We start from the raw sequence: 24,979 nt of genomic DNA on the forward strand, positions 1-24,979 counted from the left end.
TTGCTGATCCAGAAATCCGGGTAGACCCCCGACTCCCAAATCACAGCCACAAAAAAGGGGACTTGCGTCCCCTTGCGGTGTTGCCTTGTGCAGCCCTAAACCATCAGTAGATGTCTTTCGACAACAAGGTGAACGGCGTCTTCACCAAAATCTTCAGGTCCAGCCACAACGACCAGTTGTTGATGTACTTGAGGTCGATCTCGACACGCTTCTGCATCTTGTCGATGGTGTCGGTCTCGCCACGGCAACCGTTGATCTGCGCCAGGCCAGTGATGCCCGGTTTGATTCGATGGCGCGCCATGTAGGCGAGAATCTTCCCGGAGTAGTAGTTGTTGTGCGCGATGGCGTGAGGGCGCGGGCCGACCAGTGCCATGTGCCCTTGCAGCACGTTGAACAGTTGCGGCAACTCGTCCAGCGAAGTGCGACGGATGAAGCGTCCGACGGCGGTGATGCGCGAGTCATTACGGCTGGCCTGCTTGACCTCATGATCATCGTGCACACGCATGGAGCGGAACTTCCAGACCTGAATCACCCTGCCGTTCCAGCCATGACGGTCCTGCTTGAAGAACACCGGGCCGGGGGAGTTGAGCTTCACGGCCAGGGCAATGACTAGCAAAACCGGGCTCAGCAGGATAATGGCCAGCAGGGCCACGCTTTTTTCCACCAGGCTTTTGCTGAGCGCGGCGGTGGGCCGGCTGGTCAGCGGACTTTCGTTCAAGTAGATCGCCGGCAGGCCGTCCACGACTTTCACCGAGTGATTGAGCAGCGTCAGGCTGTTCAAGTCCGGCACCCAGACCACGTCAACGCTGGCATCCAGCAAATCGACGTACATGGCTTCGATTTTTGCCGCTTCCGACAGGGGCAGGGTGATGTACAAGCGACGGATGTCATGGGTCTTGATCAGTTCCAGCAGGTCTTCCTGGGCGCCGACGATGCGCGGTGCGCCCGGCTCCATGACAGGAAGGGCACCGTTGCTGACCAGGCCCACCAATGGCAGGTTTTCGAGGTCGCTCAGTTTGTTCGCCAATCCCAGCGCCAGTTCACCGGTGCCGACGATCAGGGTTTTATGCTCGCTTTTGCGGGACCGCTGGTAGAACTTCGAGAACGCATGCAGCGGCGCATACAGCAACGCCTGGCCGAGGAAACCGTACACCGCCCAACCCAGGATGACTTGCCGGGAAAACAGCTCATCGGCCTTGCAGATAAACGCGATGCAGGCCAGCGCCGCCATCGTCATGGACCAGCCCATGAACAGGCGTCCCAGCCCTGACAGATAATTGTCTCTTTTTCGGTACACGCCACTGAACGTATAAGCCGGAACCGAGGCCAGTACGGCGAGCGTTGCGCACATTCGGTAATAGAACTCGACCGTTCCAGTGTGCCGCTCGGCAAGTATGAACAACAGAGAAACTACAAAGCCCTGTGCCAGCGCCCATTGCCCCCAAAAGGTAAGTCCCTTGAGGCCGGTGTTTCGATTGATACTAAGAGTAAGATCCATACAATATCCCCAAAAGACGTCCATTCAGGTTTCGACAGTTGAAATCCGAGTTGTTAAACAGACTTTTTATTGTTGTTGTAGTGAGTGTCCTGAGGTAACAACGTCGATATGCCGAACTGTCGTCAGTCAATAGACTAAGTTATTAGCGGGGATGCTGTCTGACGAGTTCTAACAAGATGGCAAAGTGCCAACTATTAAGTTTTTAGAAAAGGCCGAGCGTTAGAAAAGGTCGAATGGAAGGGGGTGAATAATTAGAGTGGTGTTTGGTATTGTTGGAGGGGTGGGGATGAGGGCGGTTTGACTGGCGCGGAGGTTGAAACCAAACAGAGTGCTTTTTTTATTGTTGTAATCGCACTGTTTCTGTTTGTTTTATTCGCTAAAGGTGTAAGCGTTTACGCCACGACTTCCTGGATCAGGCAATAGCCACGATTCCTTACTGCACGAAACAGGCGTTCACCGTTACTGGCCATTTTGAATTTGTCTTGCAGCCGACTCAGGCACATTTCCAGGCCACGGTATTGTTCCGGCTCCCTGCCGATGCTGAGGATCAGTTCGTCTCGACTGACGACACGCTCTTCATGGTGCAGCATTTTCTTTACCAGCGCGGCTTCCAACCCGGTCAGGCTGATCTCGACGCCCTCTTTTACCAATGCGCTTTGATCCTTGTCGAGTTGCCAGGCCTTGCTGCAAGGAGTATCGCCCTCGATGGTTCGCGCAATGTCGCTGGCTGCCCCGGCTGTTGCCGGCATGCTGTGGAAAGGATTCGTCGATTGCGCTGCCAGCCATTCGGATTCCAGGGTGGCCAGTAGTCGCTGTGTATCATGTTCGATACTGCGCGCGACGTTTTTCCTTGAAACGCTTGGGTAGCTGAACTCCATCAGCACAGGAGCGGAAGAGGGCGAAGCAACACCTTCAATAAACATTTGTGCCTGGGAGGTGCCAAACGAGTTGAAGCGCTCACTGGACAGGATGGTCTCAAGTTCACGCTGAGACGTTGTGCTGTGGGTCACGACGACAAAGTATTTTCTTGGGAGGGTTGTACTAGTTTCCATGTCTCTCTCCTGAAGTACACACCAAATTTGGCTAAAAGATGATCGGCAGGGGAGCAATGACTCCCTGGGAAGTAGTCGAAAGGCAGGGTCTGGGCCCAAGTTTGGCCCTCGATGGGTTCCACTCGATCTGCTGCTATAGAATAAACTTTTATTGTTATGGTTCGATGTTGCCACGGTCATGGAATCGATAAATGCCTTTGGTATGAAATACAAAAAAAACGATGAAGTCGAGATCTTTGTGCTGTTGAGAAAAACGTCTGTTTAGTTGGTGCTAAAGCGCCATCACTTCTGTGTGTCAGGGGGTTGAAATCAGACCTCTCATCAACCTGTACCCATGCCCCCTGATGCTTTGGATGGCGTTTGTGCCATACATGTCCTTGATTTTTCCACGAAGGCGGCTGATCGACTTTTCCAAAGCCCTGGGGTCATAAAAGTTGGTGTTGAGCCCCATGATGTTGGCGATTTCATCGTGACTTAGTATGTGGTTACTGGTTTGCGCAAAGGCTTCCAGGATCTTCATTTCTGCAAAGGAGATGTCCAGCTTCTTGCTGGTACCCAGTAGGCAAATACGGGTAGGGTCCAATATCAAATTGATATCTCTTTGCCATTCTTCACTGCTGAAGAACTCGGCGAGCGACTCAGGGCTTTCATCGGAAAGGGTATTGAGCTTGATACAGTAGTCGGCCCCCGCAAGATAGTACTTGATCTTGTTGTAGGTGCCTCGGCCTGTGATGACCGCGCAAATGATGGGTTTCAAGTTGCCGTTGCGCAGGTTTTCCACTAGCGCGAGGCTTTCTTCGAGGGCCGGAGGGCTGTCGATGATGATGAAGATGGCGCGATACGAACCGGAGCGTTCATTCTTCTTGACTGTACTAGTGTAGGAATTGGCCTCTAGTGCCATATCGGTCCGCACATGCCTTGCGACTAGCGCTCTAAAATGTTCAGCCACGCCACGGGTACGACCCAGAGTGAGAACTCCGGGTTCATCGTTTGTCTGGCGCTGGCTTCTAGTCGCTAAGTTCCCTGTAAGCATCATGCATTGACTCGAATAGGTGCTGACATCGGGATGTTAAAGCACCGGTTCTCATCTGTGACTGACAATTGGTAACATTTACGCGAATTTTAGACGTGGCTTCCGAGTTTTCTAACAATAGTTAAGCTTTTCAAGCTTTTAGTTGACTTTTTCCGGTGAGCTGAACTAGTGGAGTAGTGCCGTTAGATGGTGGCAATATGGAATTGTGCCACTCTTTTGAAACGATGGCGATTATTTTTTATGTCCTTTTGCCACTATTTGGCCCACTGCGTGCCACCATTCATGCCAAGGTGCTGAATCTACTAAGAAACACAAATAGTGTGAGAGCGATCACACTTTATTGAGTGGCGAGACTTTTTTCCACTAAATACCTAAATATAGTTCCGGGGCGTTCGTACTCGGACGATTATTAACATGGCTTGAGTGTGTCTTTTGATAAGACATATTCTTTCTCGCTACATCAGGTAATGGGTGTGGATGTCTCGATTGTTTTGCTTGAGCTACTCAATATCTGAGTGCAGTTGACGGATCGTTCCCAAAGAACGGTCTGACGGAGGATTGATGGATTTCTGGACCCTTTTCAAAGTGTTGATCCTGGGCGCGGTAGAGGGCCTGACTGAGTTTTTGCCGATCTCCAGTACGGGTCACCAGATTATTGTAGCGGACTTGCTGGGATTTGGCGGTGAACGCGCCATGGCGTTCAATATCATTATTCAGTTGGGCGCCATTCTTGCCGTTGTCTGGGAGTTTCGGCGCAAAATCTCAGAGATCGTCAAAGGACTGCCGACCCAGCGTAATGCACAACGATTCAGCCTGAACTTGCTGATCGGTTTTCTTCCGGCCGTGGTTCTGGGTGTATTGTTCGCCGAGCAGATTCATCACTATCTGTTCAACCCGATCACCGTGGCAGTCGCCTTGGTCGTGGGCGGCATTGTCATGTTGTGGGCGGAGCAGAGGGACCACGTGGTGCACGTCGACCATGTCGACGACATGCGCTGGCCGGATGCGCTGAAGGTAGGCTTCGCGCAATGCCTGGCGATGATACCGGGCACTTCCCGCTCCGGATCGACCATTATCGGCGGCTTGCTGTTTGGTCTGTCGCGCAAGGCGGCCACCGAGTACTCGTTCTTCCTGGCGATGCCCACCATGGTCGGCGCGGCGGTGTATTCAGGTTACAAGTACCGGGAACTGTTCCAGGCCAGCGACCTGCCGGTATTCGCCCTGGGCTTCGTCACAGCGTTCTTTTTCGCCATGATCGCCGTACGCGGCTTGCTCAAGTTCATTGCGAACCACAGTTATGCCGCCTTCGCGTGGTACCGGATCGCTTTCGGATTGTTTATCCTGGCAACCTGGGCATTCGGTTGGGTGAACTGGACGGCGACGGCCGCCGGCTGACAGGTGCGCCAGGCGGATCAAACCGCCTGGCTGAAATGGCGAGAAAAACCGGGCATTAACGCCCTTCAAGCAGCTCCGCAGCTTGATCCAGCAAGGCCAGGGGTTCCTTGGCCTTGTGGATATCCACCGACAACAACTGCCGAAACTTGCGCGCCCCCGGGAACCCGGTGCCCAGCCCCAGCACATGGCGAGTGATGTGGTGCATCGAACCGCCGGCGTCGACGTGTGCAGCGATATACGGCCGCAGCTGCGCCAGTGCTTCAGCACGTGTGATCACTGGCGCCGTGCTGCCGAACAGCTGCTGGTCCACCTCGGCCATCACATAAGGGTTGTGATACGCCTCGCGGCCCAACATCACACCGTCGAAGGTCTGCAAATGCTCGTGGCAGGCCTCCAGCGTCTTGATGCCGCCGTTGAGAATGATCTCCAGCTCCGGAAAGTCCGCCTTCAACTGCGCCGCCACGTCATAGCGCAGGGGCGGAATGTCGCGGTTCTCCTTCGGCGACAACCCCTCCAGAATCGCGATCCGCGCGTGCACGGTAAAACTGGTGCACCCGGCATCGCGCACCGTGCCGACGAAATCACACAGCTCCTCGTAACTGTCCCGCCCGTTGATCCCGATCCGATGCTTGACCGTCACCGGAATCGACACCGCATCACGCATCGCCTTCACACAATCGGCCACCAACTGCGGATGCCCCATCAGGCACGCACCGATCATATTGTTCTGCACCCGATCACTCGGGCAGCCGACATTCAGGTTCACCTCGTCGTAACCATGCTCCTGCGCCAGGCGCGCACACGCCGCCAGGTCCAGCGGCACACTGCCGCCAAGCTGCAACGCCAGCGGATGCTCGGCCTCGTTGTGCCGCAGGAAACGCTCGTGATCGCCGTTGAGCAGGGCTCCGGTGGTGACCATTTCGGTGTAGAGCAGGGCGTTTTTCGACAGCAGGCGCAGGAAAAAGCGGCAGTGGCGGTCGGTCCAATCCATCATCGGCGCGACGGAAAAACGGCGGGAGAGCGGGGCGGGTGTAGCGTTGGCTGCGGACATTGGGAATCTGGAATCGGTGAGGCTGGGAGGTGGGGGAGTTTATCAGGATTAGACAAACCAAGGCGCAAACAGGAATGACGTGGCGTTGCTAACTTGCTTGATCGCTTACACAAACGGCAACACACCCGACAGACGAGCTAGCATTCTGATGGCACCCATCTAATCTCATCTGACAAATTCCCCCCGTCCCGCCTCGTCCCCTTCCAGAAGGTGTGTGCCATGCCCAATTTTGGTGAAACTCTAATCAACACCACCACTGCAGGCGATCAGGAAGATCCGAATATCTATGGGCTAATCGACGGTGGTTTTGTCATCGCCTGGCATGGCAATGGTCTTGGCGATGCCACTGGAATATTCACCCAGCGCTATAACGCCAGCGGCGCGAAGGTGGGTGGCGAGACGCTGGTCAACACCACGCTGGCGGGCGAGCAGAGTCAGCCTTCGGTGGTCGGGTTGTTGAACGGCGGTTACGTTGTGACCTGGTCCGGCCTCAATACCGGGGGGGCTGATTGCATCTTTACCCAGCAGTACAGCGCCAGCGGGGCCAAGGTCGGTGGCGAAACTGTTGTCAATACAACCACGGCGGGCTTTCGCGATTCCCCTGAAATTACCGCGTTGGCCGACGGTGGTTATGTGGTGACCTGGGGGGCTGAGGAAACCCCTGGCGACTTCGGGTCTTATCTGCAGCGTTTCAATGCCAGCGGGGTCAAGGTCGGTGGGGAGGTTCATATCAACACCACCACGGTGGGGCCTCAGGATTTTCCACAGATTTTTGGTGTTCCCGACGGTGGTTACCTGGCGGTGTGGGAGGGGAGTGGCCCGGGAGATGACTACGGCATCTTCACCCAGCGCTTTAACTCGGCTGGCGCCAAGGTCGGTGTGGAAACCCTGGTCAACACACCCTCTGCGGAGATTCAGTCCGAGCATATGGTCGCTGTGCAGGCCAACGGCAATTACCTGCTCATCTGGGAGTCTTACCCTAATACGGTTACCGGAGTGGAACAAAGAGACGTATTTTCCCAGCTCTATAACTCCGCCGGCGGCAAGATCGGTGCGCAGACCCGGGTCAACACCACGACCCCTGGTGGTCAGGGGGAGCCTCACGTTTCGGCAATGTTCGACGGTGGCTACCTGGTCACTTGGGTGGGTAATGGCCCGGGTGATGTCGATGGCGTTTTCACTCAGCGTCTTAATGCCAGTGGCGTTCTGGTCGGTGCGGAAACCCGGGTCAATACGACGGTAGCGGGCGACCAGGTCATCACGCGGGTGACCACACTGATTGATGGTGGTTATGTGGTTGTCTGGGAGTCGATCGGCCAGGATGGGGCCGGTTTCGGCAATTACTTCCAGCGGTTCGATGCAAGCGGCAACAAAGTCACGGGCCTGCCGGGCGATGCCGCGGCCAACGTGCTGACCTGGGCGGGGGTGGGAAGCGTGGTCATCGATGCCGGGGCGGGGAACGACACCCTCACGGGCGGCAGCGCAAACGACCATCTCAACGGCGACGCCGGCAACGACACGCTCAACGGCGGTGGCGGCGCAGACCGGATGACCGGCGGCGACGGCTCCGACACTTACTTCGTCGATAATCTGTTCGATGTCGTCAGCGAAACCAACGCCGTTGCGGCTACCGGTGGCATCGATACGGTCAACAGTCTGCTGGCGACCAACGTCCTCGGCGCCAACGTGGAAAACCTGCGCCTGTTGGCCACGACTGCCGCGAACGGTACCGGCAATGCATTGAACAACACGATCTTCGCCGGTGCCGGCAACAATATCCTCAATGGCGGCGATGGCATCGATACTGTGTCCTACGCTTTTGCCACCAGTGCGGTGACGGTCAGCCTGGCGGTCACCACCGCCCAGGCCACCGGTGGTTCCGGCAGCGATACGCTGCTGGCCTTCGAGAACCTGACCGGCAGTAACTTCAACGACACCCTGACTGGCAATGCGGGCGCCAACACCCTCAACGGCGGCGCGGGCAATGACACCCTCAACGGCGGCGCCGGCGCAGACACGCTGATCGGTGGTGACGGTTCGGACTCCTACGTTGTCGATAATGTCGGCGATGTGGTCAGTGAAACCAATGCTGTCGCCGCCACCGGTGGCACGGATACCGTCAGTAGTTCTCTGGCCGCCTATACCCTGGGCGCCAACGTGGAAAACCTGCGCCTGGTGGCGACAACCGCCGCCAACGGTACTGGCAATACCTTGAACAACACGCTGTTTGCCGGGGCCGGCAACAACATCCTCAATGGCGGCGATGGTGTCGATACCGCGTCCTATGCCTTTGCCGCCACTGCGGTGGTGGCCAGCCTGGCTGTGACGACCGCCCAGGCAACGGGGGGCTCGGGCAGCGATACGTTGCTGGCCTTCGAGAACCTGGCGGGCAGTAACTTCAACGACACCCTGACCGGCAATGCGGGTGCCAATACCCTCAGTGGCGGCGCGGGCAACGATGCCCTCAATGGCGCTGCCGGCAATGACACCCTTGATGGTGGTGCCGGTGCAGACACGCTGGTCGGTGGCGACGGTTCGGACATTTACATTGTCGATAACGTCGGTGATGTGGTCAGTGAAACCAACGCCGTTGCCGCTACCGGCGGCACGGATTCTGTCTATACCACCCTGGCGGGCTATATCCTCGGCGCCAACGTGGAAAACCTGCGCCTGATGGCCACGACCGCTGCCAACGGCACCGGTAATACCTTGAACAACACGCTGTTTGCCGGGGCCGGCAACAACATCCTCCATGGCAGCGATGGCATCGATACCGCGTCTTATGCCTTTGCCGCCAGTGGGGTGGTTGCCAGTCTGGCAGTCAGCACCGCCCAGGCTACGGGCGGCTCGGGCAGCGATACGCTGCTGGCCTTCGAAAACCTGGCCGGCAGTAACTTCAACGACACCCTGAGCGGCAATGCGGCTGCCAATACTCTCACCGGCGGCGCGGGCAACGATGCCCTCAATGGCGGTGCCGGCAATGACTCTCTCGATGGCGGTGCCGGCGTAGACACAATGGTGGGAGGCGAGGGTTCGGACATCTACGTTGTCGATAACATCGGCGATGTTGTCAGTGAAACCAACGCGGTTGCCGCCACCGGCGGTACGGACACTGTCTATAGCTCGCTGGCCGGTTATACCCTGGGCGCCAACGTGGAAAACCTGCGCCTGCTGGCAACCACCGCCGCCAACGGTACCGGCAATACGTTGAACAACACGCTGTTTGCCGGGGCCGGCAACAACATCCTCAATGGCGGCGATGGTGTCGATACCGCGTCCTACACCTTTGCCGCCAGCGCGGTGACTGCCAGCCTGGCTGTGACCACTGCCCAGGCCACCGGCGGTTCGGGCAGCGATACGCTGCTGGCCTTCGAAAACCTGACCGGCAGCAATTTCAACGACAGCCTGACGGGCAATACGGCTGCCAACACCCTCATCGGCGGCGCGGGCAATGACGTGCTCAATGGGGGAGCCGGTAACGACCTGCTGATCGGCGGGGTGGGGGTTGACCAGCTCACAGGCGGTGTCGGAGCCGACCGCTTCGATTTCGATGCCTTGAGTGAAATGGGCCTGGGCACATTGCGCGACGTGATCGGGGATTTCAAAACTGTCGAGGGCGACAAAATCGATCTGTCGACCCTGGACGCCAACGTGGCCACCGCGGTCAATGATGCTTTCAGTTTTATCGGGGCGAACGCCTTCAGTGCCAATGCGACCGGGCAGGTGCGCTTCGCCGGCGGCGTCCTGTTCGGCAGCACCGATGCCGACACGGCGGCGGAGTTCGAGATTTCCCTGGTGGGTGTTGCGACGTTCGCGGGCACAGACCTGATTGCCTGATCGTGCGTCGCCGGGGCTCTATGGAGCCCCGGTGCACAGGGTTCCTGAACCGATGCTGTCGCCGCGCAACATTTCATGATGCCCGGCACGGACGAGGCCTAGGATGACAGCCAAATGTCGTGTCCTCCGCGCCTCAGCCCACAGGAATGAAAAAATGATCGCAAACCTGGTCAAAGTCTCGCTGATCGCGGGTGCCGTGCTATTGAGCGCCTGTTCCGGCATGAGCGCTCAGCGCGACTATTCAGCCGACTCGGTGCAGCCGGCCGGCTTTGGCCCGGGGCCCACCAACAGCAACGCCAGCAAGATGAATTTCCATGGCAGTGCGCTGGGCAATAGCTTTGGCGAGTACAGCTCGGGTTTGCTGCACGACGATTGACCGGTGGCGCAGCGCTGGCGTGATGTCCAGCGCTGCGCACTGGATCAGGCTCAGGTCATCCTCAAGCCTTCGAAAGGATTCCAGCCTTGCGAGCCTTTTACCTGTTTCAGGTAGTAGGCGTAGTTGGCGCTCAATCCGTACATGAGTGCAAAGACAACGTTCATGCCGCTGTTGAAGGCCTTGGGTGCTTCTTCATAACCCAGCAGGGCGAAAACCACTGTCAGGGCAATGGATATGGCAACGATGATCGCGATGATCGCCAGGTTCTTTTTCCACAGCCCAAGCACGAAAAAATAGATCGGCCCGAAAAAAAACGCGATGAGGTTCAGGTTGATCAGGAGGCGCTTGCGCGCTGGCAACTGTTTGAAAGCCAGTTTGAAATCCGGGCTTTTGGGGCCGCCGTGCTGATCAAAAAAAGCGAAGCGTTCTTGCCATTTCGGGCTGACATTGTAGGTTTGCAATTCATCCGTGCTGCTCATTATCTGTCCTTTTTTGAGAGTGCTGCCCGGTCGAGGCATCGACCGGACTGTCGTTCGGTGCGAGAGTAGTTTCAAACATGTAACGAGAATTGACAAGGCATGGCCCAAGGCCTTGGCCTGCGGTTCTCGCGTCAGGTCGTGCGGGAAAAACGACCTGACGGCGGTCACCCATTCCAGTCGCAGGCACGCCGTTATTTGCCCTCGGGCACCGCCAGCCACTGCCGCAGAATCTTCTGGTAATTGCCGGTCACCTTGGCCAGGTGCAGCCACTGATCGACGTACAGCTTCCAGGTGATGTCGTCGCGGGGCAGCAGGTAGGCTTTTTCGCCGTATTGCATGGAGTGCGTCGGGTTGACTGCGCACAGGCCGGGCTTGAGCTTCTGCTGATACAGCGCCTCCGACGCGTCGGTGATCATGACGTCGGCTTTTTTATCCAGCAGTTCCTGAAAGATGCTGATGTTGTCGCGCAGCTGCAATTGCGCCCGGGGCAGGTAAGCGTGGACGAACGCTTCGTTGGTGCCGCCGGCAGGTTCGACCAGGCGAACCGCGGGCTGGTTGATCTGTTCGACCGTCTGGTACAGCGCCTGGTCTTCGCAGCGCACCAGCGGGATTTTGCCGTCGACGTCCAGGGTGGTGCTGAAGAAGGCTTTTTTCTGCCGTTCGAGGGTGACCGAGATGCCGCCCATGGCGATGTCGCACTTGCCGGCGAGCATGTCGGGCATCAGGGTTTTCCAGGTGGTGGGCACCCACTCGACCTTGACGCCCAGGCTCTCGGCCAGGCTGCGGGCCATGGCGATGTCGATGCCGGAATACTCGCCGTCTTCGGCCTTGAAGGTGTAGGGCTTGTAGTCACCGGTGGTGCAAACGCGCAGCTGTCCCTGTTGCATGACGCTGTCCAGGTGCGAAGGTTCTGCCTGGGCGCCGAGGGAGAGTGCGAGCAAACCGCCGAGCATCATTGCTCTGTTGATTTTCTTCATTGTTATCGGGCTTTTGTGCTGGAGTGGTTTTGAAGGGGGGAGTGTAGTGAAGTTTTTAGCGCTGTGAAAAATCAACACCCGCTAAAAGCCGCTCGTTTCCACTTCCGGACTCAAGGTCCCCAACCACGCCACCAACCCCACAATCAACAGCGCCGCGGCCATTTCCACCACCACGCTGCGCCGAAGTGCGTGGGCCGCCGTGCGATGTTGGCCGTCGCGCAACGACCGCTCCAGCAAGGGGCCGAGATGGAAGCGGTTCAGTGCCGCCAACACCAGCATTCCGGCAAACAGCAGTACTTTTATCGCCAGCAGGATTCCGTAGTGGCTGAGCAGAACCTCTTCGAGTTTCGGCCCGACGATGAACAGGTAGTTCACCACGCCCGTCACGCTGATGATCACCACGATCAGCGCACCGACTGGCTCGAATCGCTTGACCGCGCGAACCAGCAATCCTGTGTGCGCTCGGGTTGGCAGGGCGCGGTTTTGCGCCAACAACGCAAAGGCCAGCAACGCGCCGAGCCAGGCGCCCGCCGCCAACAGGTGCAGGATGTCCGCCAGGAAGTGCCAGAAACGGCGACTGCCTTCGTCCATGGCGCCATGCCCGCTCCAGGCCAGGCTGGCGAGGGCGATGCCGCCGGCCGTGGCGGCGATCAGCAGGCTGCTGGCGGGGGCGCGCGGGTAAAGCATCAACGCCAGCCCCGCGACCACCAGCGCAATCATCCGCACGACCCAGGCCAATCCGACGTCGGTCTCGAACAGCATCATCTCGAGGTGCGGACGCAATTCGGCAACGTCTGATTCGCCGCTCATGGCGCTGGCCATCAGCACCATGCCTGCGCTGGACAGCAGTGCACCGACTCCCGCAGTTCCCGTCAGCACGCGGCGAAAGGGCAGCCCGGATAGCCGCTCCTGCCCTCTGAAGCTGTACAGCCCGAACAGTGCGACGCCAAACAACAGCATCAAATCCACATACAGCACAAACCGCAGCACGACATTGGCCGAGTCGCTCATCGATCATTTCACTTTGAACGTGACGTTGCCGGTGATCGGGTGGGTGTCCGACGACACCGCGCGCCATTCGACCTTGTAGGTGCCGGCAGTCAAGGGCGCTGTCGGTGTGATGAGCATGGTCTTCGGATCACTGCCGGCGCTGACTTTGGCCTTGACCGGCATCGGGGCATGGGCCATGCCCGACATTTCGGTCATCAGCAGTTTTGCCCCGGAAAACTGGGTGACGAGGTTTTCGGAAAAGTGCAGTTCGATCTTGTCCGGCGGGGCACCTGTCGCGCCTTCCGCCGGGGTGGAGGCGAGCAGTTTCGGGTGAGCTTGAGCGAGGGTGCTCATGAGCATCGCGATAACGACAGCGGCGGGTTTTATGTGGCGCATGCAAGGTCCTATACCGCTTGAAGCGGTTGTTGTTGGTTTGGGGGTGTTCAGAACCACATCCGCACACCGAGCACCAGGCGCGCTTCGCTGCGCTCCTCGCCTTCTTCGCTGGCGTAGTCGGCGGTGTTGCCGTAGGTGCGGTTCCAGGTCACGCCCAGGTAGGGCGCGAATTCCCGGCGGATTTCGTAGCGCAGGCGCAGGCCGGCTTCGGTGTTGGACAGCCCCGCGCCGATGCCCCGCTGCGGATCGTTTTTGCCGTAGGCGTTGAGTTCGACGGTCGGTTGCAGGATCAGCCGATTGGTCAGCAGGATGTCGTAGTCGCCCTCCAGCCGCACGGCGCTCTGGCCACCTTCGCCAATGAAGGCCGTCGCTTGGGCTTCGAAGTTATACAGCGCCATGCCTTGCACGCCGAGCGCGGCCCAGGTTTGCGGGGCGCCGGGTTTGAAGTCCTGGCGCACCCCGCTGACGACGTCCCACCACGGGGAAATGGCGTGGCCCCACAGGGCCTGGATTTCCGCGTCCTCGGTCACGCCGTCGCTGTGTTCGCCTTCGGAGCGCAGCCACAGGCGATCGATGTCACCGCCGACCCAACCGGACAAATCCCAGGCCAGGGTGCTGCCGTCATCGGCGTCCTGCCATTCGAGTTTGTCGGCGAGGAAAAAACTGTTGAGCGCGCTGTCATGTACGCGGTGACCGGCGGGATCGACATACACCGCCGCGCGATCGGCATCGGTCAGCAGCGGGATGGGCGTACGGCTTTCGCTGGGTGCGGCGGGCTGCATCCGGCCGTCGTCCATGCTCTGCATCTGGCCGTGGTCCATCTGGCTGTGATCCATGCCTTGCATGTCATCGTTGGCGGCCATCGTCGTGGAGGTCGCGAGTGCGATGAAAAACGGGGTGAATCGAATCATGGGGTGCGCCTCATTCTTCCACGCGAACTTCACGGAACATGCCCATTTCCATGTGGTACAGGAGATGGCAGTGATAGGCCCAATGGCCGAGCGCATCGGCAGTGACCCGATAGCTGCGCCGGGAACCGGGTGGCATGTCGATGGTGTGTTTGCGCACCATGAACTGGCCGTTCTCGTCTTCGAGGTCGCTCCACATGCCGTGCAGGTGGATGGGGTGCATCATCATCGTGTCGTTGACCAGCACGATGCGCAGCCGCTCGCCGTACTTGAGGCGCAGGGGCTGTGCGTCAGAGAACTTCACGCCGTTGAACGACCAGGCGAATTTTTCCATGTGGCCTGTCAGGTGCAGCTCAATGGTGCGGCCGGGGTCGCGCCCATCGGGGTCTTCGAAGGTGCTGCGCAGGTCGGCGTAGGTGAGCACGCGGCGCCCGTTGTTGCGCAGGCCCATGCCCGGGTCGTCGAGTTTCGGTGAGGTGGACATGGCTTGCATGTCCACCAGCGGGTTGTCGGTTTCCGAGGCCGGGTGCGACTGCATGCCGGGCATGTCGGCCATGTTGCTGTGATCCATGCCCGCCATGCTGCCGTGGTCCATGCCGGCCATGCCCATGTCGTCCATGGTCACCAGGGGGCGCGGGTCCAGTGGCGGCAGCGGTGCTACCAGTCCGGCCTTCACCGCCAAAGTGCCGCGTGCGTATCCGCTGCGATCCATCGCCTGGGCGAACAGGGTGTAGGCCGCTTCGGTCGGCTCGACGATGACGTCGAAGGTCTCCGCCACGGCAATGCGAAACTCGTCGACGCTCACCGGTTTGACGTGCAGGCCATCGGCAGCGACCACGGTCATTTTCAGGCCGGGGATGCGCACGTCGAAGTAGCTCATGGCCGAGCCGTTGATGAAGCGCAGCCGCAGTTTTTCCCCCGGGCGGAATATCCCGGTCCAGTTCATGTCCGGCGCCTGGCCGTTCAACAGGTAGGTGTAAGTGGCGCCGCCGACGTCCGCCAGGTCGGTGGGGTTCATCTTCATTTGCGCCCACATGGTGCGGTCGGCGACGGTCGGCCCCCAGCCCTTTTCGCTGACGTCGTGGATGAAGTCGCCCACGGTGCGCTTGTTGAAGTTGTAGTAGTCGGACTGTTTTTTCAGGGTCTTCATCAGGCCGACCGGGTCTTCGTCGGTCCAGTCGCTGAGCATTACCACGTAGTCGCGGTCGTACTGGAACGGCTCCGAGTCCTTGGCGTCGATCACCAGCGGGCCGTAGACGCCGGATTGCTCCTGGAACCCCGAATGGCTGTGATACCAGTAGGTGCCGTTCTGGCGCACGGTGAACTGGTAGACGTACATGCCGCCCGGCTCGATGCCCTTGAAGCTCAGACCCGGCACGCCGTCCATGTTGGCCGGCAGCAAGATGCCGTGCCAGTGAATGGAGGTGCTGTCCTTGAGTTTGTTGCGCACCCGCAGCGTCACCGTATCGCCTTCGCGCCAACGCAGCAGCGGGCCGGGGATGCCGCCGTTGATGGTCATCGCGGTGCGTGGGTTGCCGGTGAAGTTGACCGGGGATTGGCCGATGACCAGGTCGAAATCGCTGCCGGCCAACACCTGCGGTTCGCCGGGACTGTCGAGCGCCCAGACCGGTGTGCGCCATAACCCGAGGCCGCCGAAAAGCCCGCCGATGGCCAGCCCTTTGACGAAAGTGCGTCTTGAAGTGTGGGAGTGCATGCCGTCTGTTCCGCCCGTCAGCCTGTTGAACTTGTCGACGAGGCTAGCGGGCGGCGCCTTTCAGCAGCCTGAGGCGGGGATTACAGTTTTGACAGGTTGGACGTGGTTTTCTGGCTTGAAGCGGGTTTTTCCCTTGAGGCCACGGTGTCGCCGCAGTTGATGTAGGAAGACGACTTCAGCCAGCGTTGGTCCGGGTAGTAGGAAAACAACAACTGCCCGTCCTTCATCGAGTCGATCAGGCGATGGGCGATTGCCGGGCGAACGGCCGGGCAACCCAGGCTGCGGCCGATGCGGCCATTGGCGCGGGCCAGCACCGGGCTGACATAGGGCGCGCCGTGAATGACGATGGCGCGGTCAAAGGCGTTGTCGTTGAAGCCGGGCTCCAGGCCCTCCATGCGCAGCGAGTAACCGTTCTGGCCGCTGTAGCTTTGCTGGGTGCGGAACAGGCCGAGGCTGGTGGCGTGGCTTTCGTTGCGGTTGGAGAACAGCGTGGCCATGTTTTCACCGCTGTTGCGGCCATGGGCGACCAGTTCGTGAAACAGCAACTTACGCCGCTTAAGATCAAAGACCCACAGGCGTTGTTCGGTCGAGGGCAGGGAGTAATCGATCACTGCCAGCCGTTGGGCCGGGGCGACACCTTGGGCGCGGCTGCATTGAGTTGCGCGAACGGCCAGGGCAATCACTTTGGCGTCGGCGCCTGGTGCTGCTTTGACCAGCGCGTTTTCAAGCGAATCGGCGTAGGCTGACGTTACTGAAAGGCACGTCAGTAAAATGGCAAATAAAAGGCCAAAGCGGTTTAGCGCCATAGTCGGGTCTCATCATGATAATTTCGAGTCTAGCTAGCAGCGAGCGGAAAGCTAGTCGGTTGAAACGGGGGATTAAGGATTATCCATGGTGCAATTAACAAGGTCATTCGTCATAAGCCGCATATTTTTTATGGGCTTTCTGATCAGCGGTGCAGCGATTGGGCAAACGTCGCCGATTGAGCCGGTATCTGCGACAAGCAGCACAATCGACGCCGCGGCGCCCGACGATGCGCTCGGCCAGGCCATTCAGGCATCGCTGGAACCGCTGCGCTCGGCCTTTCCGCCGTTGCTCACGTCCAGGCGCAATCAGCGTGTGGATATCAACCGGGTGGTGCTGGATTTCTATATGCACCGCAACTACCGCGCCGCGTGGACGGATGATCGGGACGTGGCGCAGTTGGTCAAGAGCCTCGAAGACACCCGGATCGACGGCCTGAACCCGGCGGATTTTCGCATCACCGAACTGGCCCAGGCCCATGAGTCGCTGGTGGCGGCCATGCCTTCCACGGCACAACGGGTGATGTTCGACATGGCCGCCACCCGCACGTTCATCACCGCGCTGCTGCAACTGCGGCGGGGCAAGGTCGATCCGTCGCGGCTGGACATTCACTGGAATTTCGACCCGGCCGGCGGTGATGCCCGCGAAGACATGAACAACCTGTTCGCCGCCCTCGATGCCCATGACGTGGCACGTGCATTCGCCGATGCGCCGCCTCAGGAAACGATCTACCGCAATTTGCGTGAGGGCCTGGCCCGTTTGCGCCAGGTCCGTGAGGCAGGCGGCTGGCCGAAAGTCGCCGAAGGTCAATCGCTCAAGCCCGGTATGGACGGGGTGGCGGTCGCACAATTGCGTGCGCGTCTGGTGGCGGGCGGTTACCTGGACCCGCAAACGTCGAAAAAGGCCGGCTACGACGACAAGGTCATTGCTGCGGTGAAGAAGTACCAGGTCGAGCAATACCTGGGGGCCGACGGCGTGGCGGGGGCGGCGACGCTGAAGGCTCTGAACGTGCCGGTCGAGGCGCGGATCGATCAGGTGCGGGTCAACATGGAGCGTGCCCGCTGGTTGCTGTACAAGCTTCAGGGCACGTTCGTGATCGTCGATATCGCCGGGTACAAGGTGGCGATGTACCGCGATGGTCTGCCGATCTGGCATTCGCGGGTGCAGGTCGGCAAGCCGGTGCGCAGTACGCCGGTGTTCCAGGCCGAAATCACCTACATCACGTTCAACCCGACCTGGACCGTGCCGCCGACCATTCTCAAGCAGGACGTGATTCCAAAGGTCCAGAACGATCCGGGCTATCTGGCCGCCAACCGGATTCGCGTGCTTGATCGCGAAGGCAATGTGCTCAATCCGTCGGACGTTGACTGGAGCAACCCGCGGGGCATCCACCTGCGTCAGGATGCCGGGCCCGACAGTTCGCTGGGGCAGGTGGTGATCCGCTTCCCCAACGACTATGCGATTTACCTGCATGACACGCCGCACCGCGAGCTGTTCGCGAAAACGGTCCGGGCCACCAGTTCAGGCTGCATCCGTGTGGAAAATCCGCTGCAACTGGTCGAGTTGTTGTTCAACGATCCGGTGCGTTGGAACAGCGCCGGGATTCAAAAACAGTTGGCCAACGGCCGGACCGAGAACATCCGGCTGCCGGTGAAAGTACCGGTGTTGCTGGCCTATTGGACCGTGGACCTGAGCAATGACGGGCGGGTGACGTTCAAGCCCGACATTTATGATTACGATGCCCGGGTGCTGCAGGGCTTGAGCCAGCCGACCAAGTTGCCGCCCCTGGATCTGCGTCGGGCAGAGGTGCCGTTGGTGGTGACGGGGCAGTAAGCCCCTTGTAGGAGCCAGCCTGCTGGCGATGGCCGTTAACGAAAACGCGTGCTAACCGGATAAACGCAGCGCACTCGAGCCCATCGCCAGCAAGCCGGCTCCTACAGGTGAAGCTCAACGCTGACTTTTGTAGGAGCTGGCTTGCCAGCGATGGTCGTTAACGAAAACGCGTGCGAACTGGATAAACGCGGCGCACTTGAGCCCATCGCCAGCAAGCCGGCTCCTACAGGTGAAGATCAACGCTGACTTTTGTAGGAGCTGGCTTGCCAGCGATGGTCGTTAACGATAACGCGTGCGAACTGGACAAACGCGGCGCACTCGAGCCCATCGCCAGCAAGCTGTAGTGGTCAAATGTTTTTGGACCATGATGTAGGAGCGTCGACTTTAGGAATCATCATGGGATATCGGGTTGTTACATCTGAGGAAAAAGCGGAGGCGATCCGTTTGGTTGTGGAAATGGATTACTCCATACCTAAAGCCTGTGAAACTACCGGTGTTGGCGCTACAGCCCTGCGCCGCTGGGTTTCGCGTTGGCGGCGAGAGCAGGAAGGGATGGTGCAACCTCCTCGACTGCAGGATCAGGAACTGATCGAGTCGCTTCAGGCGAAATTGGCGCTACTCGAAGCTGAGAACCAAGTGCTAAAAAAGCAATTGCCCTCTCATCTAAAGGTTCTGTTTGGTCGAACCAAGTGATTGATGGCGTTAGAGGCGCGATGTCGATTAGGCGTATGTGCGCCGTGTTCGGTCTGGCCCGCAGCAGCTATTACGTGAAGCGCAAACCCGAACTGTTGCTACCTGCGCAGCGATGGCTGGGGCGCAAACTCCGTGCATTGCATAAGGAGCATCGCAAAGCGTTAGGTACTCGCGGGCTATCCAAGGAATTAAGAAAAGAAGGCATTTTCATTGGCCGCTATCGAATGCGCACCTTGATCAAGACCTTCGGTTTGCACCGGCGTAGGCCTCGCTACGCCCATTATCGCCGTGCGACGAAGCCGGCAGTCGCTGCACCGAACATACTTGATCGTCGTTTCAATCCGGTCCGGCCTGACACGCTTTGGGCAGGCGACATCACTTACATCAAGGTGGGGAGCGGCTGGTTGTATCTGGCCGTGGTGATGGACCTGTTTTCACGCAGGATCGTGGGGTGGGCTTGTTCGCGAACCGCTGATACTGAGCTGTCTATGAAAGCACTTAAGCTGGCAGTGGCGTTACGCCGTCCGATGCCTGAGTTGCTATTTCACTCCGACCAGGGCTGCCAATACACCGCTGATCGATTTGTTGCATGTCTGGCAGAAAACCGGATCGTTCAGAGCATGAGTCGTCGAGGCAACTGCTGGGATAACGCGGTGGTTGAGCGCTATTTCAGGACGTTGAAGCACGATTGGATGCCAGAAAACGGCTACCAAAATCATTTCGAAGCGGAGAAGGATGTGATGGGCTTCATCTCACATTACAACCATCGCCGTTGCCATTCCGCTTCAAACCACCTGCCGCCTGCGCTATTTGAGCAGCAAGCGGCTTAATGCTCCTACAGAGCGGTTCAAAAAAACTGAACCACTACAAGCCGGCTCCTACAGGTGAAGATCAACGCTGACTTTTGTAGGAGCTGTCTTGCTGGCGATGGTCGTTAACGATAACGCGTGCTAACCGGATAAACGCAGCGCACTTGAACCCATCGCCAGCAAGCCGGCTCCTACAGGTGAAGATCAACGCTGATTTTTGTAGGAGCTGGCTTGCCAGCGATGGTCGTTAACGATAACGCGTGCGAACTGGATAAACGCGGCGCACTTGAGCCCGTCGCCAGCAAGCCGGCTCCTACAGGTGAAGATCAACGCTGACTTTTGTAGGAGCTGGCTTGCCAGCGATGGTCGTTAACGATAACGCGTGCTAACCGGATACACGCAGCGCACTTGAGTCCATCGCCAGCAAGCCGGCTCCTACAGGTTTCGTGTGTCATCCGATCGGCCAATCCCTTAAAGCGCCAACCCTTGTTGCACCACCACAAGCAGATCGCTTTCCGTCAGCGCCACTGCATCCAGTTGCGCTGTGGCTTGCTCGATCGTTTGCAGCCACCAGTGCGTTTCGCCGTGGTCGTCCACGGTGCGCAACAGGGCGAACTCGTTGCCCTGGGAGTGAATCTCGACCCGCCCTTCGCCATCCGCCGTGAAGCGCGCAACGGGGTCGAGGGTGAGGCTGTGTTTGTTGCCGGTGATCACCAACTGGTCGATGGCGTAGTCGTAAGCGTCGCCATCGGGGTGACTTTCGAACACGTGTGTGGCGTTGCGCCGCAGGACCAGGCCAGCCTCGGTCAAGGGCAGCAGCCAGTGCTCTATCTGTTGATACAGCTCGTAGACCTGGCCCGGCCAGGCGTCGATCGCTTGATCCGTGCCGGTCAGCCGGGTCTGTTTCAATTTTGCCGCGAGCTCGTCTGCCTTGCTCATGTCGATTCCCTGTATTGAGGTCTGTCTAATCGTAGCTCGTTGACGCGCAGGTAGCGCTGCCCTGGATCATGTTTACCGCACTGCCCCTGCGGGTGTGATACCGCTGGGCAAGTGGCTGCCCAATTATTCTGGATAACCCCGTAAACTACGGCCCACAAAAACTGAGGGCCTTGGGTCGTTGCCCATGCCTTGCCCCCGACAGGATGAACTTTTGCCCACGCGCTTTAACCACCCGGACCACGTCCCTGGCGTTGCATTGAAGCGCATACCGCTGCGCAAGGCCGCGGTGTTGTTCATTGCCACGGTGTGTCTGTGCCTGTGCGGCTTGCTCTACCTGCAACTGGAACAGTCCCGTCGCCATGACTTGAGCCTTGCGCAAGTGGCGTCTTCGAACCTGACGCGGGCCATGGCCCAGCAAGCCGAAGACACCTTCATGAAGGCCGATCTGGTGCTGACCAGCCTGGTCGACTGGATTCAGGTCGACGGTTTCGGTCCGGAGCAGCGCTCGCGCCTGCAGCAGACCTTCGCCCGGCGGGTGCTGGCGCTGGATCAACTGCACGGCATCCTGCTGTTCGACCAGAAGGGCCAGTGGGTGGTGACCTCGTTTGAAAACCTGCCCCGGGGTGCCGGAGTCGCGGATCGCGAGTACTTCAAGTATCACCAGCAGAACGTCTCGTCGGTGGCGCACATCGGCCCGGCCATCCGCAGCCGGGAAAACGGCGAGTGGATCATTCCGGTTTCCAAGCGGGTCAACGACAGGAACGGGCATTTCCAGGGCGTGTTGCTGGCCGGCATCAAGATGTCGTACTTCGACCAGTTCTTCAAAAGCTTCGACCTCGACGACAACGGCTCGATGTTTCTTGGCCTGACCGATGGCACCTTGTTGGCGCGGCGACCTTTTGTCGAGGCACAGATCGGCGTGTCACTGGCCCAGAGCGAGATTTTCCAGAAATTCCTGCCACTGGCCACCTCCGGCAATGCGATGTTCACGTCCATCATCGATGGCGTGACGCGCATGTACGGTTACCGACAGTTGGAGGCGTATCCGCTGGTGGTCGCCGCCGCGTCGTCCACCGAATCCATTCTCGCGGGCTGGTACGAGACGGCGTTCCGCTCCAGCCTCATCGTTGCCCTGGTGCTGGTGGGCGTGGGGTTGTTCGGTTGGGTGTTCATTCATCAGGTGCGTGTTGGCGAACGGGTCGAGTCGGACTTGCGCAGGGCCCAGGAAGCCCTGGAACTGATCGCCACCCATGACAGCCTGACCGGCCTGGCCAACCGCCGGTTGTTCGAACGGGCGCTGGACATCGAGTTCGGACGCGGTGCCCGGCAGGCCAGCCCCTTGAGCCTGATCATGCTCGATATCGATTACTTCAAGCGCTACAACGACACCTACGGCCACGTGGTGGGGGATCATTGCCTGGCCGAAGTGGCACGCGCGCTGAAGAGTTGCTGCCACCGCAAGGCCGATCTGGCAGTGCGTTACGGCGGCGAAGAGTTTGCGGTGCTGCTGCCTGACACCGACATCCATGGCGCGATGACGATTGCCGAGCAGATTCGTCGCAGCGTAATCGACAAGAACATCAGTCACACCGGCTCGCCCAATGGCTATGTGACGGTCAGCCTGGGTTGCTATTCGTTCGTGCCCTCGGGCCGTGACAGCATGGATGTGTTTGTCGAACGGGCCGATGCGGCGTTGTATCAGGCCAAGCATTCGGGGCGAAACCGCGTGGCAACCTTGTCGATGGCGGGCGGGGTCGAGGCGTTGATGCGTTCTGATCGTTGAGTCTCTACCTGTGTTCCAGAACGAAAGCCCCAGACGACAAAAAGCAGCCAATGACGGCCTGTCAGCGGCTGCTTTTGTTTGTCCAGCTGCCCGTCCCGCCGCCAGCGCCGCCTGTTCCGCCTCCGGGGGCGCCGGTACCACCGCCCGCGCCGCTGCCCGGACCATTGACGCCGGTAGTGCCGCTTGCCGAGCTGGGGCCGTTACCGCGGCCGTTGTCACCCGAGGGTTCGCTGGGGCGGTTGTGGTCCGGCGACATGGTTGAGTTGCGGGTCGCGCCCGATGTCGTATTGCTCGAGCCATCGTCAGCGCCGGACGCCGCCAATGCAGCCAGCGGCGATGCCGACAACAATCCCGCCAGGAACAGCGAAGTCATTCTGATGTTCATCATGGTCGTCTCCCGGGAAGAGTCTTACCTGACGTTGGGCTGACGGGCGCGCGGTTGGTGCCGCCCGCTTGACGAGTGGCATCGATTGGCACGTGGCAGGGATCTCGGGTGCAACCCGCGAAAAGGGCAGGTGTCACAGTTCAGGCACCTCATCCCCAGGAGTGTTCGTTCATGAAGAAGCTGCGGATCGCCACATTCAACGTCAATGGCCTGCGTGCACGGCTGCCGAACCTGCTGGCCTGGCTTGAACGGGAAAAGCCGGACATTGCCTGCTTGCAGGAGTTGAAGGCGGTGGACAGCGCATTCCCGGTTGCCGAGCTCGAGGCGGCCGGCTACGGCGCGATCTGGCAGGGACAGGCGTCATGGAACGGCGTGGCGATCCTGGCGCGGGATGCGCAACCGCTGGAAAGCCGGCGCGGGCTGCCCGGCGATGACAGCGACAGTCACAGTCGTTATCTGGAAGCCGCCGTCCACGGGGTTCTGGTGGGCTGCCTGTACCTGCCCAACGGCAACCCGCAGCCGGGGCCGAAGTTCGAGTACAAGCTGGCGTGGTTCGAGCGCCTGATCCGTCACGCGCAGACCCTTCAAGGCAGCGACCATCCGGTGGTGCTGGCGGGTGACTACAACGTGGTGCCCACCGACCTGGACATCTACAACCCGCGCTCGTGGCTCAAGGACGCCTTGCTACAACCGCAAAGTCGCGAGTGCTACCAGCGGTTGCTGGACCAGGGCTGGACCGATTCATTGCGGCACTTGCATCCGCAGGATCGGCTCTACACGTTCTGGGATTACTTCCGCCAGCACTGGCAGAAAAACTCGGGGCTGCGCATCGACCATCTGCTGCTCAACCCGGCCCTGAGTCCGTATCTGCAAGACGCCGGAGTGGACGCGTGGGTACGCAACGAGCCCCACGCCAGTGACCACGCGCCCACCTGGATTCAATTGGGTTCGCGCAAGCGCCGTTGAGTTTTTTCATGCCGGGTGATTGGCTAAATCAATTGTCGGCAGCAGTGGCTGATCCCGTATACATAACGCCACTGGCGGAGCAATCCGCCGCTTGCGTGCAAAAGGATTGAACGATGAGCGAGCCACGCCTGACCGACCGTGCTTTGTATCTGCGCCGCCTGGGCTTCGATGTCCCCCCGGCACCGACCCTGGAAACCCTGCGCCAACTGCAATTGCGCCATACCGGCGTCTTCCCGTTTGAAAACCTCACCACGTTATCCGGCGAACCGGTGCTGATCGACTTGCCGTCCATCGAGCGCAAGGTCTTGCACGATGGCCGTGGCGGTTACTGCTACGAACTCAACAACCTGTTTCTGGCCTTGCTGCAAGAACTGGGGTTCGACGCCCGCGCCATCAGCGGCCGGGTAGTGATGGGCCAGCCGGAAGGCGCTTGGACCGCCCGTACCCATCGCCTGAGCCTGGTGATCATCGACGGGGTACGCTACATCACCGACGTCGGCTTCGGTGGCATGGTGCCGACCGCGCCACTGCTGCTCGATTCCCGAGCCGAACAACTCACCCCGCACGAACCGTATCGCATCGACCTGCATGTCGACGGCTTTACCCTGCGGGCCAACGTTGCGGGTGAATGGCGAGCGATGTACATCTTCGACCTGCAACGCCAGGAGGATATCGATTTTGCAGTCGGCAACTGGTACGTCTCGACCCATCCCGAGTCGTCTTTCGTCAAGCAGTTGATGGTGGCGCGCACCGGGGAGGGGTGGCGCCGTACGCTCAACAACGGCAGTTTCGCGATCCACCGCATTGGCCATGACAGTGAGCGGCGGCAGATTGCGGATGTGCAATCGCTGATTGAACTGTTGCACCGTGAGTTTGGCATTCAGGCACCGGAGCATGGGCAGTTGAACGGGATGCTCGATCGCTTGCTTTCAGAGCCAAAGTAGGTCGCTCATTGTATGCACTGGAACGGGGCCGAATGCATCGATCGGCCCCGTTTTTGTTTTCAGTGTGGCGCTGACTGATAGCCATAGCCTTCACAGGCGCCCCCGTCGTGTCGATGC

The 24,979-nt window shown here is 59.4% G+C and carries 22 protein-coding genes; 9 read left to right on the plus strand and 13 right to left on the minus strand.

Annotated elements, in window-relative coordinates; all coding sequences use genetic code 11:
* Positions 1–103 precede the first annotated feature (103 nt).
* From AB4O16_RS26405 to AB4O16_RS26415, 3 genes are all read right to left on the minus strand, one after another.
* The gene (locus tag AB4O16_RS26405; protein WP_460156189.1) at positions 104–1,498 is read right to left on the minus strand and encodes an undecaprenyl-phosphate glucose phosphotransferase; all 1,395 of its coding nucleotides are present in this window, start codon (positions 1,496–1,498) and stop codon (positions 104–106) included.
* 392 nt (positions 1,499–1,890) lie between these two features.
* On the minus strand, positions 1,891–2,550 hold the full coding sequence (locus tag AB4O16_RS26410) for a winged helix-turn-helix domain-containing protein (protein WP_160388870.1): 660 nt from the start codon (positions 2,548–2,550) through the stop codon (positions 1,891–1,893).
* Positions 2,551–2,845: 295 nt separating this feature from the next.
* Complete coding sequence (locus AB4O16_RS26415; RefSeq protein ID WP_460156190.1) at positions 2,846–3,586, minus strand: winged helix-turn-helix domain-containing protein; 741 nt, start codon at positions 3,584–3,586, stop codon at positions 2,846–2,848.
* A gap of 558 nt (positions 3,587–4,144) precedes the next feature.
* On the opposite strand from AB4O16_RS26415, the gene AB4O16_RS26420 reads away from it, so the two are divergent.
* On the plus strand, positions 4,145–4,978 hold the full coding sequence (locus tag AB4O16_RS26420; RefSeq protein WP_460156191.1) for an undecaprenyl-diphosphate phosphatase: 834 nt from the start codon (positions 4,145–4,147) through the stop codon (positions 4,976–4,978).
* 55 nt (positions 4,979–5,033) lie between these two features.
* On the opposite strand, the gene dusA is transcribed toward AB4O16_RS26420, so the two are convergent.
* Positions 5,034–6,029, minus strand: a complete 996-nt coding sequence (gene dusA / locus AB4O16_RS26425) for a tRNA dihydrouridine(20/20a) synthase DusA (RefSeq protein ID WP_460156192.1) — start codon at positions 6,027–6,029, stop codon at positions 5,034–5,036.
* 219 nt (positions 6,030–6,248) lie between these two features.
* Between dusA and AB4O16_RS26430 the strand changes: the two genes are divergently transcribed.
* The gene (locus tag AB4O16_RS26430; protein ID WP_460156193.1) at positions 6,249–9,866 is read left to right on the plus strand and encodes a beta strand repeat-containing protein; all 3,618 of its coding nucleotides are present in this window, start codon (positions 6,249–6,251) and stop codon (positions 9,864–9,866) included.
* Positions 9,867–10,020: 154 nt separating this feature from the next.
* The gene (locus tag AB4O16_RS26435) at positions 10,021–10,242 is read left to right on the plus strand and encodes a hypothetical protein (RefSeq protein WP_460156194.1); all 222 of its coding nucleotides are present in this window, start codon (positions 10,021–10,023) and stop codon (positions 10,240–10,242) included.
* 50 nt (positions 10,243–10,292) lie between these two features.
* Here AB4O16_RS26435 and AB4O16_RS26440 read toward each other — a convergent pair whose 3' ends face one another.
* From AB4O16_RS26440 to AB4O16_RS26470, 7 genes are all read right to left on the minus strand, one after another.
* Positions 10,293–10,721: a DUF2628 domain-containing protein gene (locus tag AB4O16_RS26440; protein WP_460158088.1), complete on the minus strand. Its 429-nt coding sequence runs from the start codon at positions 10,719–10,721 to the stop codon at positions 10,293–10,295.
* 191 nt (positions 10,722–10,912) lie between these two features.
* The gene (locus tag AB4O16_RS26445) at positions 10,913–11,698 is read right to left on the minus strand and encodes a transporter substrate-binding domain-containing protein (protein ID WP_460156195.1); all 786 of its coding nucleotides are present in this window, start codon (positions 11,696–11,698) and stop codon (positions 10,913–10,915) included.
* A gap of 81 nt (positions 11,699–11,779) precedes the next feature.
* Complete coding sequence (copD, locus tag AB4O16_RS26450) at positions 11,780–12,709, minus strand: copper homeostasis membrane protein CopD (RefSeq protein WP_460156196.1); 930 nt, start codon at positions 12,707–12,709, stop codon at positions 11,780–11,782.
* A gap of 3 nt (positions 12,710–12,712) precedes the next feature.
* The gene (gene copC / locus AB4O16_RS26455; protein WP_460156197.1) at positions 12,713–13,084 is read right to left on the minus strand and encodes a copper homeostasis periplasmic binding protein CopC; all 372 of its coding nucleotides are present in this window, start codon (positions 13,082–13,084) and stop codon (positions 12,713–12,715) included.
* A gap of 47 nt (positions 13,085–13,131) precedes the next feature.
* Positions 13,132–13,995: a copper resistance protein B gene (locus AB4O16_RS26460; protein ID WP_460156198.1), complete on the minus strand. Its 864-nt coding sequence runs from the start codon at positions 13,993–13,995 to the stop codon at positions 13,132–13,134.
* A 10-nt stretch (positions 13,996–14,005) separates the two neighbouring features.
* The gene (locus tag AB4O16_RS26465; RefSeq protein WP_460156199.1) at positions 14,006–15,706 is read right to left on the minus strand and encodes a copper resistance system multicopper oxidase; all 1,701 of its coding nucleotides are present in this window, start codon (positions 15,704–15,706) and stop codon (positions 14,006–14,008) included.
* 80 nt (positions 15,707–15,786) lie between these two features.
* Positions 15,787–16,512: a murein L,D-transpeptidase catalytic domain family protein gene (locus AB4O16_RS26470; RefSeq protein WP_160388925.1), complete on the minus strand. Its 726-nt coding sequence runs from the start codon at positions 16,510–16,512 to the stop codon at positions 15,787–15,789.
* A gap of 85 nt (positions 16,513–16,597) precedes the next feature.
* On the opposite strand from AB4O16_RS26470, the gene AB4O16_RS26475 reads away from it, so the two are divergent.
* From AB4O16_RS26475 to AB4O16_RS26485, 3 genes are all read left to right on the plus strand, one after another.
* Positions 16,598–18,343: a L,D-transpeptidase family protein gene (locus AB4O16_RS26475; protein ID WP_460156200.1), complete on the plus strand. Its 1,746-nt coding sequence runs from the start codon at positions 16,598–16,600 to the stop codon at positions 18,341–18,343.
* 351 nt (positions 18,344–18,694) lie between these two features.
* Positions 18,695–19,036, plus strand: a complete 342-nt coding sequence (locus AB4O16_RS26480) for a transposase (protein WP_460156201.1) — start codon at positions 18,695–18,697, stop codon at positions 19,034–19,036.
* A gap of 35 nt (positions 19,037–19,071) precedes the next feature.
* Entirely contained in the window at positions 19,072–19,866 is a 795-nt protein-coding gene (locus AB4O16_RS26485; RefSeq protein ID WP_460156202.1) for an IS3 family transposase, read from the plus strand.
* 450 nt (positions 19,867–20,316) lie between these two features.
* Here AB4O16_RS26485 and AB4O16_RS26490 read toward each other — a convergent pair whose 3' ends face one another.
* Positions 20,317–20,784 carry a hypothetical protein gene (locus tag AB4O16_RS26490; RefSeq protein ID WP_160389431.1) on the minus strand — a complete coding sequence of 156 codons (468 nt, stop codon included), beginning with the start codon at positions 20,782–20,784 and terminating at the stop codon, positions 20,317–20,319.
* Positions 20,785–20,968: 184 nt separating this feature from the next.
* Here AB4O16_RS26490 and AB4O16_RS26495 point away from each other — a divergent pair, with 184 nt between their 5' ends.
* On the plus strand, positions 20,969–22,567 hold the full coding sequence (locus AB4O16_RS26495; RefSeq protein WP_460156203.1) for a sensor domain-containing diguanylate cyclase: 1,599 nt from the start codon (positions 20,969–20,971) through the stop codon (positions 22,565–22,567).
* 61 nt (positions 22,568–22,628) lie between these two features.
* Here AB4O16_RS26495 and AB4O16_RS26500 read toward each other — a convergent pair whose 3' ends face one another.
* Positions 22,629–22,955 carry a hypothetical protein gene (locus tag AB4O16_RS26500; protein WP_460156204.1) on the minus strand — a complete coding sequence of 109 codons (327 nt, stop codon included), beginning with the start codon at positions 22,953–22,955 and terminating at the stop codon, positions 22,629–22,631.
* 168 nt (positions 22,956–23,123) lie between these two features.
* Here AB4O16_RS26500 and AB4O16_RS26505 point away from each other — a divergent pair, with 168 nt between their 5' ends.
* Positions 23,124–23,918: an exodeoxyribonuclease III gene (locus AB4O16_RS26505; protein WP_460156205.1), complete on the plus strand. Its 795-nt coding sequence runs from the start codon at positions 23,124–23,126 to the stop codon at positions 23,916–23,918.
* Positions 23,919–24,031: 113 nt separating this feature from the next.
* Complete coding sequence (locus tag AB4O16_RS26510; protein ID WP_460156206.1) at positions 24,032–24,862, plus strand: arylamine N-acetyltransferase family protein; 831 nt, start codon at positions 24,032–24,034, stop codon at positions 24,860–24,862.
* Positions 24,863–24,979: the final 117 nt, after the last annotated feature.

Source organism: Pseudomonas sp. S2_H10 (assembly GCF_054668285.1).